This window comes from Phenylobacterium sp., from assembly GCF_036495085.1.
Lineage (GTDB): Bacteria > Pseudomonadota > Alphaproteobacteria > Caulobacterales > Caulobacteraceae > Phenylobacterium.
In genome coordinates, this window is the sequence record NZ_DASXNL010000146.1 from 19,215 (window position 1) to 31,122 (window position 11,908).

At 66.2% G+C, this 11,908-nt stretch carries 9 protein-coding genes and 1 pseudogene; 8 read left to right on the top strand and 2 right to left on the bottom strand.

Annotated elements, in window-relative coordinates; genetic code table 11:
* The first annotated feature begins 52 nt into the window (after positions 1-52).
* The 3 genes from VGI62_RS16575 (at position 53) to VGI62_RS16585 (ending at position 5,982) form a co-directional block, all read left to right on the top strand.
* Positions 53-3,082 carry a TonB-dependent receptor domain-containing protein gene (locus tag VGI62_RS16575; RefSeq protein ID WP_331505633.1) on the top strand — a complete coding sequence of 1,010 codons (3,030 nt, stop codon included), beginning with the start codon at positions 53-55 and terminating at the stop codon, positions 3,080-3,082.
* A gap of 130 nt (positions 3,083-3,212) precedes the next feature.
* Positions 3,213-4,883, top strand: coding sequence for a tetratricopeptide repeat-containing sulfotransferase family protein (locus VGI62_RS16580; RefSeq protein ID WP_331505634.1), 1,671 nt, complete (start codon positions 3,213-3,215; stop codon positions 4,881-4,883).
* Between the two features lie 64 nt (positions 4,884-4,947).
* The gene (locus VGI62_RS16585) at positions 4,948-5,982 is read left to right on the top strand and encodes a retropepsin-like aspartic protease (protein WP_331505635.1); all 1,035 of its coding nucleotides are present in this window, start codon (positions 4,948-4,950) and stop codon (positions 5,980-5,982) included.
* Positions 5,983-5,992: 10 nt separating this feature from the next.
* On the opposite strand, the gene sppA is transcribed toward VGI62_RS16585, so the two are convergent.
* Together sppA and VGI62_RS16595 are read right to left on the bottom strand one after the other, a co-directional pair.
* The gene (gene sppA, locus VGI62_RS16590) at positions 5,993-7,768 is read right to left on the bottom strand and encodes a signal peptide peptidase SppA (RefSeq protein WP_331505636.1); all 1,776 of its coding nucleotides are present in this window, start codon (positions 7,766-7,768) and stop codon (positions 5,993-5,995) included.
* 103 nt (positions 7,769-7,871) lie between these two features.
* The gene (locus tag VGI62_RS16595; RefSeq protein ID WP_331505637.1) at positions 7,872-8,948 is read right to left on the bottom strand and encodes a mechanosensitive ion channel family protein; all 1,077 of its coding nucleotides are present in this window, start codon (positions 8,946-8,948) and stop codon (positions 7,872-7,874) included.
* Positions 8,949-9,239: 291 nt separating this feature from the next.
* On the opposite strand from VGI62_RS16595, the pseudogene VGI62_RS22475 reads away from it, so the two are divergent.
* From VGI62_RS22475 to VGI62_RS16615, 5 genes and pseudogenes are all read left to right on the top strand, one after another.
* A pseudogene (locus VGI62_RS22475) lies at positions 9,240-9,341 on the top strand (hypothetical protein); the annotation flags it as partial.
* 13 nt (positions 9,342-9,354) lie between these two features.
* Entirely contained in the window at positions 9,355-9,825 is a 471-nt protein-coding gene (locus tag VGI62_RS16600) for a zinc-binding dehydrogenase (protein ID WP_331505638.1), read from the top strand.
* Between the two features lie 216 nt (positions 9,826-10,041).
* The gene (locus VGI62_RS16605) at positions 10,042-10,632 is read left to right on the top strand and encodes a sigma-70 family RNA polymerase sigma factor (protein WP_331505639.1); all 591 of its coding nucleotides are present in this window, start codon (positions 10,042-10,044) and stop codon (positions 10,630-10,632) included.
* Positions 10,633-10,953: 321 nt separating this feature from the next.
* The gene (locus VGI62_RS16610) at positions 10,954-11,145 is read left to right on the top strand and encodes a hypothetical protein (RefSeq protein ID WP_331505640.1); all 192 of its coding nucleotides are present in this window, start codon (positions 10,954-10,956) and stop codon (positions 11,143-11,145) included.
* Positions 11,142-11,333: a hypothetical protein gene (locus tag VGI62_RS16615; RefSeq protein ID WP_331505641.1), complete on the top strand. Its 192-nt coding sequence runs from the start codon at positions 11,142-11,144 to the stop codon at positions 11,331-11,333. The genes VGI62_RS16610 and VGI62_RS16615 overlap by 4 nt, the downstream gene beginning before the upstream one ends.
* Positions 11,334-11,908: the final 575 nt, after the last annotated feature.

Below are 11,908 nucleotides of genomic sequence, written 5' to 3' on the forward strand. Positions count from 1 at the left end.
TTTGTTTGGGGGCTGGTCGGCCTTTCGAGGCGACCGCTGGAGGGTTTAGACCTTGAAAATCAATTCGACGCGGGAGCGCCTGTTGGCCTCCTCGATGATCTGCGGCGCGGCCTTCCTGGCTGTCTCCGCCACTCAGGCGAGCGCCGCCGCCGCCCCATCCGGGGAAGTTTCCGAAATCGTCGTCACCGGCACCCGGATCCCGTCGCCGAACCTGACAAGCATTTCGCCGGTGACCTCTGTCGGTTCCGCGGAGATCAAGGCCGAGGGTGTGGTCAAGATCGAGGACCTGGTCCAAAGGCTGCCCCAGTCGTTTGCGGGGCAAAACTCCAGCATTTCGAACGGCTCCAACGGCACCGCGAACGCCAACCTGCGCGGCCTGGGCGCGGCCCGGACCCTGGTGCTGATCGACGGCCGCCGTCTACAGGCCGGCAACCCGACGTCGGCCATCACGGCTGTCGCGGCCGACCTGAATTTCGTCCCGGCTTCGCTCGTCGAACGCGTCGACGTGCTGACCGGCGGCGCCTCGGCGGTGTACGGCGCCGATGCCGTGGCCGGCGTCGTCAACTTCATCATGAAGAAGAACTTCGAGGGCGTGCAGATCGACGCACAGTACTCGATCTACCAGCACAACCAGCAGAACCCGGACAACGTCCAGCAAGCGATCCTCAACCAACGCGCAATCGCCGCGGTGCCGGACAACTACGTTGTGCCCGGCGACTTCAAGGGCGGTGAAAGCGACACGGTCAGCCTCACGCTCGGCGTCAACGCGCCGGACGGCAAGGGCAACATCACCGCCTACGCCACGCACGTGAACGTCAATGCGGTCACGGCCAACAACTTCGACTACTCGGCCTGCTCGCTGAACTCGGGTACGACCTTCGTCGCGGCGAAGTGCGGCGGTTCGGGCACGGCCTATCCGACCACGTTCGGCGCCGCGTCCGGCACCTATATCGTCGACCCCGCCGGACCGGGGAACACCTTCCGCGCCAAGACGGCGCAGGATGTCTACAATTTCGCTCCGACCAACTACCTGATGCGCCCCGACGAGCGCTACAGCATGGGCGCCTTCGCGCACTACGAGATCACCCCCCACTTCCAGGCCTACGCCGACCTGATGTTCATGGATGACAACTCCACGGCTCAGATCGCGCCCGGGGGCATCTTCGCCGCCAGCGGCCCCGGACCGGGCGGCGCCTTCGCCATCAACTGCGATAACCCGCTGATGACCGCGACGCAGCAGCAGCAGCTCTGCGGCGCAGCCGCCGGCACAGCGACCAACGCCAACATACAGGTCGCGCGCCGCAACATCGAAGGCGGCGGCCGTCTGACCATCTTCGACCACCAGGAACAGCGCTACGTTGTCGGCCTGAAGGGCGATATCGGCGGCGACTGGAGCTACGACGGCTTCCTGCAATACGGCAAGACCTCGCTGCTGCAGGAGCAGGACAACAACTTCCTGACGTCGCGCATCAACCGCGCGCTGATCGCCCGCAAGAACGCGGCCGGCCAGATCGTCTGCCAATCGGTAATCGACGGCACCGACCCGTCCTGCGTGCCTTACAACAGCTTCCAGATCGGCGGCGTCACCAAAGCGGCGCTGGACTACCTGCAGTCGCCGACCTTCTCGGCCGGCAACATCATCGAGCAAATCGCCAACTTCGACGTCATCGGCACTTTGGGGGACAACTTCAAGAGCCCGTGGGCCAACGACAAGATCGGCGTCAGCGTGGGTTCGGAGTACCGTCGCGAGCACCTGGACTCCAAGTCGGACGTCCCGCAGGCGTCAGGCGACGTGAATGGCAACGGCGCCGCCAAGCCTCCAGTGAACGGCGGCTACGACGTCTACGAGCTGTTCGGCGAAGCCCGCGTGCCGATCGTTCAGGACCAACCCTGGGCGAAGGAGCTGACCGCCGAACTGGCCTACCGTTTCTCCGACTACTCCAACGCCGGCGGGACCAACACCTACAAGGTCTCCGGCGACTGGACGATCGTCGACGGCATTCGCCTGCGGGCCGGCTACAACCGAGCCGTCCGTGCGCCGAACGTGGTCGAGCTGTTCTCGCCCCAGAACGTCGTCCTCGACGGCACGGTCGACCCCTGCGCCGGCCTGGCGGCTGGCAACCCACTGGTTGCACGCTGCGCGAGCCTCTTCAACCTGACCACCGCCCAGGTGCTGGCGCTCGTTCCCGATCCGGCCCACCAGTATAACGGCCAGACCGGCGGCAACCCGAATCTGCGTCCGGAAACGGCCGACACCTGGACGGTGGGCGGTGTCTGGTCCCCGACCTTCCTGCCGGGGTTCACGGTCAGCGTCGACTGGTTCGACATCAAGGTGAAGGACTACATTTCCAACATTGGCGCCAACGTGTTGATCAATGGCTGCGTCGATGGCAGCAGCCCGGCCTTCTGCGCGCTGGTGCATCGTGACGCGATCGGTTCGATCCGGTCGACCCAAGGCTACGTGATCGACACCGTGATCAACCAAGGCGCGTTGCAGACCTCGGGCCTCGACGTCTCCGGCACTTACCACACCGGGCTCGAGACCTTCGGCATCCAGAACATGGGCTCGGTCTCGGCCAACTTCGTCGGCACCTACCTCGACAAGCTGGAAACCACCATCCTCACCGGCACCACGCCGGTTGACTGCGCGGGCTTGTACGGCGCGACCTGCGCGACCCTCGGCGGCTCCTTTGGCGTCAACCCGAAGTGGCGCCACACCCTGCGCGTCACCTGGAACACGCCGTTCGAGTATGGCTGGTTCGGCAACCTCGGCCTTTCGGTCGCTTGGCGCTACATCGACTCCCTCGACCTGGACGCTACGAGCAGCCAGCCTCGGCTGACGCAGGCGACCTTCCCGGCGACGGATGCCAGACTCGACTCTCGCAGCTACCTGGACCTGCTGGCGACCTTCAAGGTGAAGGACAACTATTCCTTCCGCGTCGGCGTCAACAACGTGCTGGATCAGGATCCGCCGCTCGCCGGCGCGTCCAACTGCCCGACCACGTCCTGCAACCAGAACGTCTGGGGCGGCTACGACAACCTCGGCCGTTACATCTTCGTGGGCCTGACCGCCGACTTCTAAGGCGAACGACCCAGATCAAAGAGATCGGGCGGCGGAGCAATCCGCCGCCCTTTTTCATGTCTGACGCCCATCTTGGCCGCCGAGCGAGGCGCAGGTAGAATCCGCCTCGGCAAGAAAGGCAAGTCCGGCGGTGGCGGAATTCAGATCGGGCCCGATCAAGCTGTCGCTTGGCGCCAGGCCGCGTGACGCCCAGGCCGATCGTGAGCAGCTGCGGGCCGTCCACGAAGCCCTGCGCGGCGGCGACATCGTGGCCGCCGCGGACATGGCCGAGGCCGCCCTGGCCAGGGGCCTCGAACATCCGATGCTCTTCAACCTGGCGGCTGGACGGCTGGAGCGCGAGGATCGGTTCGAAGAGGCGCTAGTGCTGCTTCTCAGGGGGCACGACCTGGCGCCCGACGACGTTGGCCTTCGCCAGGCGCTCGGCCTAAACCTGCATCGCCTCGAGCGCTATGCCGAGGCCCTGGCGCATTTCGGCGTCGTGGTCGCCGCCCACCCGGATGTTGCTGCCGGACACGCCGCACGCGGCGCCTCACTCGAGGCCTTGGGCGACATCCAAGGCGCAGGGACGGCTTACAACCGTGCGGTGGACCTGCAGCCGCAGAACCTGGCGGCGCTCTGTGGTCTTGCTTCGCTCGCCAGCCGCCGGGGCCGCCACGCTGAGGCTCGCGCGCTCGCCGAGCGGGTCGTGCAGGGGCAGCCGGACTACCCCGACGCGGTCATGATCCTTGCCCAGGCCGACCTTTCAGAGGGACGCCCCGGGGAAGGGGAAGCCCGTTTGCACCGCCTTATCGCCGATGAACGCGCCAACGCCGTCCAGCAGGCGCTGGCGCAAGGCCTGCTGGGCGACATCCTCGACGCCCAGGACAAGGTCATCGAAGCGTTCAAGGCCTATTCGACCTGCAACGCCGGACTGGCCAAAGCCTATGCCCCGCGGTTCGGCGCCAGTCCGACGACGTTAAGCTACGCCCGCGAGACGCTCGCTGTGGTCCAGAGGACGCCTGCCGCGGCTTGGTCTGCGAAGGGCGGATCGCCAGGCGCAGACGCCGCCGGCCACGTTTTCTTGATGGGCTTCCCGAGATCCGGCACCACGCTGCTCGAGCAGGTTTTGGCGAGCCACCCCGACGTCGAGGCGCTCGAGGAACGCGACACGTTGGCCGACGCGACGGCGATCTACGGTCGCCCGGAGACGCTTCCGGATCTCGCGACCGCCGGTGTTACCGAACTGGCGCGATTGCGCGAGGCCTATTGGCGGCGAGTGGAACGCGAAGGCGCACACCCGGCCGGCAAGGTCTTTGTCGATAAGCATCCGTTGAAGACGCTGCGGTTGCCGCTGATCGCCAAGCTGTTTCCGGATGCCAAGGTGCTCTTCGCGCGCCGCGATCCGCGAGACGTGGTGCTGAGCTCCTTCCGGCGTCGGTTCGGTATGAACGCCGCGATGTATCAGCTGCTGACGCTCGAGGGCGCGGCGGGGTTCTATGATGCGGCCATGCAGATGGGCGAGCGGCTCGGTCGGGACTTCGCGCTCGCGAGCCTGGTGGTCCGCCACGAGAGTCTCGTCGAGGACTTCGAATCCGTGGCCCGGGAAATCTGCGCGTTTCTCGGTCTGTCCTTCACAGACGCCATGCGCGATTTCTCTGACCGGATCGACGAGCGCGGCGTCGCCACGCCAAGCGCGGCCCAGCTCGCCCGCGGCCTCAATCCGGAGGGTATCGGCGCGTGGCGGCGATATGCCGAGCCCATGCGGTCTGTCCTGCCCACGCTTCAGCCCTGGGTCGAGCGGTTCGCGTATCCGAACGCCTGATCGCCTGATCCTCCGCTTCCGCTTTCGCGGCTTGCCGGGCAAGCTACGGGCAAAGGGAGCCAGAATGTCAGCGGAAGGATGGTCCAGGCGAAGCCTGGCCGCGGCGCTCGCGCCGATCATGCTAGCCGCATGCACGGCCACCGGCTCGCGCCGCGTCATATCGGTCAACCTGCTCGACACGGAGCCCAAACCCGAGCCGCCCACCCAAGCCGACGCCGGCGCGCAGTTGGAAACCGCCTTCGATGAAGCCAAGCGCATGGTTGTGCCGGTCTTCATCAACGGCAAAGGCCCTTTCGGCTTCGTGGTGGACACCGGCGCCAACCGATCGGTGGTGGCGACCGAGATCGCGACCGCCTGCGGCCTCGGCTCGGCCGGGCAGGCCGATGTCCATGGGATAGCCGGAGTCGAGCCCGCGGACCTCGCGACGGTTCGCCGCCTGGCGGTGGGCCAGGTCGTTTCCTCCAGCCTCGAACTGCCGGTCGTTTCTCGGGCGCGGTTGGGAGCCGACGGATTGCTGGGCGTCGACATCCTGCGTGGCCGGCGCATGTCGCTCGATTTCGCGCAGAACCGCTTCGAGATCAGCGCTTCGGGCGTGGGGGCGGAGATCGGTCGCGACAACAATTCGCGCATTCCCAGCCACGTTGACCCTATTCACGTGGCCGCCACTTATCGGTTCGGCCAGCTTGTGATCCTCGACGCCCAGGTGGGCAAGGTCCCCGTCAGCGCCTTCATCGACTCCGGATCGCAGGTCACGGTGGGCAACAGAGCCCTGCGAGACGCTGTGGTCCGCACGGTTCCGGATTTCGGGGTAAGGCTCGCTCCGGTTCCGCTGATCAGCGCCACCGGGCAGACCGCCATGGGCGAGTTTGCGCCGCTGCCGACCCTCAGGCTTGGCGGCATGGCGGTCAATCAGGTGATCGGAATCTTCGCAGAGCTGCACATTTTCGATCTGTGGAAGCTCTCAGATCGGCCCGCGATCCTGATCGGGGTCGATGTGCTGCGCCACTTCCACGACGTGACCCTCGACTTCGGCCGCAGGGAGGTGATCTTCACCCCGGCCTTGCCAGGCGCACGCAAGCCGGCAGCGGCCTTCTATTAGTGGCGGCCGCCTAGTGAACGCGCGTCGGGGCCAGCACCATGGCGCCTTGGCTACGAAGCCTGGCCTGGCCGAGTTCGTCGATGATCCCCTGCGCGCGGGGATCACCGAACACCCAGGCCGCCGCCGCCAGGGTCCGCGCTGAGGACGCCGAGACGCCCAACATCTTTTGCAGCGCCTCCAACGGCGAGCCGTTCGGCGACATGCGCTTCAGTCGCGCCTCCCCGGAGATGTGGGCCAGCGCCTTGGCCTTGTCCACGGCTTGGTAGAAGCCGCCGATCTCGTCTACGAGACCCAGATCCTTGGCCTGGGCGCCGGTCCAGACATGGCCCTTGGCGATCGCGCGCACGCGATCTGGCGTGAGCTTGCGGCCGGCCGCGACACGGGCGACGAAGTTGTCATAGATGCGGTCCATCCAATGGCCGAATGCCGCACGCTGGTCCGGTGTGAACTCCTGGCCCATGCCGAACGCCCCTGCGTATGAGCCTCCAACGCCGAGCTGGCGGACGTCCACGCCATATTTCGCCAGCGCGGGACCAAGCGCGAACTTGCCGCCGAACACCCCGATCGAGCCTGTCAGGGTCGAAGGTTGGGCGACGATCGAGGAGGCCTCCGAGGATACCCAATATCCCCCCGAGGCGCCGTAGGTCCCCATCGAGACAACCACCGGCTTTCCGGCCGCCTTGGCGGCGCGAATGGCGGCGAGGATCTGCTCCGAGGCAGTGTCCGAACCGCCCGGCGAATTGAGCCGGAAGACGATGGCCTTTACGTCCTTGGCCTTGATGGCGTCATAGAAGGCGTCTGCGACGTCGTCGGCGTAGATGCTGGAGCCCCCGCGGAAGGGGTTGCCGCCCTCGTCTCTGCCGTCGACGATCTCACCCTCGCCCTCGATAATCGCCACCGCCGGCCCGAGCCCCCGTTCGCGCGGTGCGCGGCCGTGGGCGTAGTCCTCGAAGTCGACCATCTGGGCGTCGCCGCCGGCCTTCTTGAGGAGGGCTTCCTGCGCCTCGTGCACCTGGCCGACGTGGTCGATCAGTCGCAGGCCGATAGCGTCTTCGGCGAGATAGGGACCGGCCTCCAGCCTGGCTTTCAGCAGCGTCGGGTCGAGCTTACGATCGGCTGCCGCCGCGGCGATGTCGGTCGCATAGACCGACCCAAGCCAGGAGAGTTCGGCTGCGCGGTGGGCGGGCGTGTAGTCGTCATAGAGGTAGCCGTTGACGGCATTCTTGTATTCGTAGCGCTGCTCATAGTCGGCCTTGACGCCGAACCGGTCGAACAGGCGCTTGAAGAACAGGTCCTCATTGGCGACGCCTGTCACTTGGAACGAGGCGCCCGGCTGCATCCACAGTTCACCGGCCGCCGCGCCGACCATGTAGGTCGCGGTAATGACGCCCGAGGGATATAGACCCTGGCTGTGGGCGATGACTGGCTTGCCGGATGCGGCGAAGTGCTTGATCGCCTGGCTCAGTTCGTCGGCCAGGCCGGGTTCAAGGCCGCTTTCCGGCAGCCGAATCAGTACGCCCTTGACCCGGTCGTCCTTCTCCGCCCGCCGCAGGCCCTCTAGGATCGACATCGCCGAATGGCCGCGGCGGGTGAAGCCCGCCAGCGGGTTCTGCGCCGACTGGTCGGTAAGCGGATCGCGCAGGTCGAGCTCAAGCACCGCCTGCGAAGGGATGGGGCTCGGACCGGCCGCAGCTGCGACCATGGAGATAAGGACGAAGGGCACGCCGATCATGAAGATCAGCAGGCCCGCGAAAACACCGGCGGCGGTGATCAGAAACTGCTTCATCGAATAGTCGCGCGCCCCGCGGAAGACCCGCAATCGATTGGTCTAAGGCCCCGCGTCTCGCACACTATTTCGACGGCGCAAAGACCGCGGTGGGCCAGCCGCATCAATTGCTGCCGGGCGCGTCTTCTGGCGCATTGGCTGGGAGGGCGCCTTGGCGGCGCGCCTCTCTCTCACTGCGTTCGATGCCTCGGGCGCGATCATTGCTGATCGCATCATCGAACACCGCCGTCATGGCGTCGTTTGGCGATGCTTCGACCTTGGCGATGCGTCGCCGGGTAGGTCTTTTCTCCTGTGGCGTCCGGGGGGCGCGGGTCGGTTTTTCGTCCCGTCGAGCGGTCACTGCTTCCACGCGCACTACGTTCGGCGCCGCGGCTGTCTCGATTCCCGCGGCGAGGAGCGCCTCATGGATCGCCCATGTGTAGGCGGCGTGCATGGAAGCCGGATGTCGCGATGACCGCAAAGTTGGCCAGACGATGAGCTCGAAGTTCAGCCCCGCCCCGCTGAAGCCGGTCAGCCACACCTGGGTGTTGCGCCGCTCGTGATCACGAAGCGTGAATGGCAGGGCTTTCGCCGCGGCCAATACGACTTCACGCACCCGAGCCTTGTCTGCCGCGGCGGCGACCGAGAACGGCACATGGATGCGCCGTGACATTTCCGAGAGGGTGCAGTTGGTCACCTGGCTTTGAGTCATCTTCGAGTTCGGGATGACGACGTAGAGGGCGTCGTTGGTGCGCAGGAGTGTCGCTCGCGCGCCGACTTCGACGATTTCTCCGCGTACGCCCGTCTCGGTTTCCACGAAGTCGCCGACCCTGATGGATGGGTCGAAGATCAGCACCAGGCCGGAGACGAACTCGCGGACAATGCCTTGCAGGCCCAGCCCGAGCCCGACGCCCACCGCGCCGGCGAACACTGAGAACGAGCTGAGGTTCACGCCGACGGCCTCAAGGCCCAACAGCGCGCCCACAACCAGGATGAGGTAACCCGCAACCTTCTCGACGACATAAATCAGCGATGCGCCATTGCTCGATCTGCGCCGAAGGCGGTCCAGGCCTGCTCGAAGTGTTCGCGCCAGCAGATAGGCGCCGCCCATGATAGCGACCGCGGCCAACAGCTTGCCGCCGAAGACGATCCAGCGGCCGGACGCCAGCCAAGTCCGCGCGGATTCGATCAATTGATCCAAGATAGCGCTCCGGTTCCGCTTCAACGTCTTACCGACGTCATTGGTCCTTTAGGACGCGCGCCGGTGGGCAGCCGCTAAGATAGCGCCGCGCCATGTCGGGGCGAGCGTCGCCTTAAATCAGGCTAACCCCTACGCCTGATCGGAGGTCTAATCGGAGAACATCATGAGCGCCGACACCCCGACAGCGACGATGAGGGCCCTACGCCTGCACGTCTATGGCGATCCCGCCGATGTCCTGCGGCTGGAGGCGCGCCGGTCCCGAGCCCGGGGTCGGGCCAAATCCGGATCCGGGTGGCGGCCTGTGGGCTCAACCCAGCCGACTGGGCGCTCTGCCGGGGGCTGTTTGGTCGCGACCTGCCTCGCGGCGTCGGGTTGGATATCGCGGGCGTAGTGGACGCAGTGGGCGATGGGGTCGAGGGCGTCAGCCTCGGCGAGGCGGTGCTCGGGCCGGCCAATTATCACGCCCTACGGCGGCGGCATGGTCGAGCGGGTGCGTGGGATTGCCGGAGGAGCGCCAGACTTCATATTCGACGCCGCCCCCGTCAATCTGCGACCGGACCTCGCCCCGCCCGGCGGAGTGCTGCGCGACCTGGTGACGATCGCAGGCGGAGATCCTCGGCGCGTGCTCACCTGTGTCGACCTCATGGCCGCGCCCGAACGGGGCGTGCGCAACGGGATGGGCGAAGAGCCGGGCGGACCCGGCGGGGCGGTGCTGCGCTATGACGTCCTGGGCGAGTTCGCGAGTTTGGCCGCCAAGGGCCGCTTCAGCGTGCCCATCGCCCGGACCTTCGACCTCGAGGACTGGCGCGAGGCCCTGGACATCAGCCTTACCGGCCACGCGCACGGCAAGCTGGTGCTTCTGATGGGGGCGGCTTGAACACGCTCTGCCGATGTCATCGCAGGTTAAGCTTGTGCAGCGCTTCAGCCAGCTAGGCACGTGCAGTTTGCGTAGCCATCCCGAGGCCGCCTCCTGGCGCTAACGCCATGCTGATGGCCCCCGGATGCGTTTATTTCCCCATGGCGGAGCTTGTTGGCCGTGAGCGCGTTATGAGAGCAAGGCGCACGCGCCTGCCTCCTGAAAAGCGATAACCAAATGAGCGTGCAGCATGATGCGAACGAAGCGTTCCGCGAAGGCCTCGTCGCGTTGATCCCGCAACTCCGTGCTTTCGGCCGGACACTGAGCGGCCACGCCGGTCTGGGTGATGACCTGGCGCAGGAAGCCCTGAGCAAGGCATTGAGCGCCCAGCACAGCTACACTCCGGGGACCAACCTGAAAGGGTGGGTCTTCATGATCCTGCGCAACCAGTTCTACGGCGAGATGCGACGGTCCTGGCGATCGGTCCCGCTCGTTCAGGACGTGGTCGAGCAGACGCTGGTCGCCAACACCAACCCCACCGCGGGCCTGGAACTCGATGAACTGCGTCGCGCACTCATGCTGCTGCCCGATGAGCAGCGCGAAGCCCTCATCCTGATCGGCGCCGGCGGCTTCTCGTACGAGGAAGTGGCCGAAATGACCGGCTGCGCCGCCGGAACCATCAAGAGCAGGGTCAGCCGCGCGCGCGATCGGGTCGCCCTGATTTTCGCCGAGGGGTCGTTCGCGCGCGACGGGGGGCGCCCAAGCGAGGCGATGGCTAACATCCTGTCCCAGTTGCGGGCCGCGGAAAGACCGAAAATCGCAGCCTGAGGCCGCGGCCCGGTCCGATTAGGGGATCGGGGCCGTCGAGACTATATCTAGCGATGTGCCGTCGAGCGGGCGCCGCCAATCAAGCGGTTGAGCCATTTCGATTTGGCCATTGGTCTTCGAGCCACCCCATGTCCCTGTTGTTTCTTATCTCGGCGCTCTGCGTCTTGGTGGCGGCGTTCGCGCCCGCGGTCCTTAGGCTTCTGCCGGCGCGCCGGTCATGAGCGTTGAGCCCGAGTTCCCAAAGACCCCGTTCTTCTCGGCGCGTAACGTGCCGTTCTGGGGGGGACTTGTGATCGTCGCGATCATAGGCGGATTAATCCGATGGCTGCACTGAGCACCACCCCCGACGATCTGCGCCGTGAAAACCTCTATCTGCGCGATCGCGTGGCGCAGCTGACAGCCGACGTCGCCGACCTCTCGGCGGAGAACCTTCGCCTGCGCCAGGAGCGAGAGCGGCTACACGGTCGGCAAGCCGCGCGCCTTCCGAACCCGCTCGGCGGCGGACAGTCGTGAACCTGCTGGGCTGGCTTGGGGGAAGCGGGGTCACGGCCGCCGAAGTTCGCGCGGAGGTCTGGCGGCTGGGCGCCCGCCACCGTGGCGAACCTCTGGACGGGGCGCTCAAGGAACTCAACGAGGCGGAAACGTCACCCGCTCAGGCGGCTCTGCTGAAGGCTTGCGTCCAGCATCTAAGGCGCGGTTGATGCGCACCACCACACCGGGACTTGAGAGTACGCAGACGCTAGCCCAGGCCATTGTCAACACGATCCACGAGCCCTTGGTGGTGCTTGACGCGCCTAGGGTCGAGGCGGCGCGCTGAATGGTTAATCACCCGATACCGCGCACCAGCCGGGCCGTACCCTGGCGAACCTTGCCATGACGGGCCCGGGGGCGACCCGCTGACGCTGCGGGCCGGGTCATCAATCCCGGCGATCAGGCGTATAAAAATCCATTGCGGGACCCCTCGAGCGGGCGGAGCTGACCCGCGTCATCCTGGACGAGGATGTTGCAGTCAGCGCCCCGCTTTCGGTGACCGCTGGCGATCTGTTCAGCCGCCGCGACGGCCAGTTCTTGGATGGGAAAGCCAAGTTGGCTCCCCTCCGCGCCGACCACACACCAGATTTGCCCGATCCGTACGATCCCGAATTCCAAAGAGCCCACCTTGGCGGCCTCCCGAAACGTCCCGACGCATGCTGAGACGCGAAGACTAGGTTGTCGGTCCGGTGTCAGACATTCGGCGACCAAGTTCCGGCTCGAAACCGTGCTCGAATTTCCGAGG

What these genes read in the sequence shown, in the direction of transcription:
- sppA (WP_331505636.1), bottom strand. Translation starts at nt 7,768, where the DNA reads ATGAAGCAGTTTCTGATCACCGCCGCCGGTGTTTTCGCGGGCCTGCTG.
- VGI62_RS16600 (WP_331505638.1), top strand. Translation starts at nt 9,355, where the DNA reads ATGGGGTCGAGGGCGTCAGCCTCGGCGAGGCGGTGCTCGGGCCGGCCA.
- VGI62_RS16610 (WP_331505640.1), top strand. Translation starts at nt 10,954, where the DNA reads ATGGCTGCACTGAGCACCACCCCCGACGATCTGCGCCGTGAAAACCTC.
- VGI62_RS16605 (WP_331505639.1), top strand. Translation starts at nt 10,042, where the DNA reads ATGAGCGTGCAGCATGATGCGAACGAAGCGTTCCGCGAAGGCCTCGTC.
- VGI62_RS16585 (WP_331505635.1), top strand. Translation starts at nt 4,948, where the DNA reads ATGTCAGCGGAAGGATGGTCCAGGCGAAGCCTGGCCGCGGCGCTCGCG.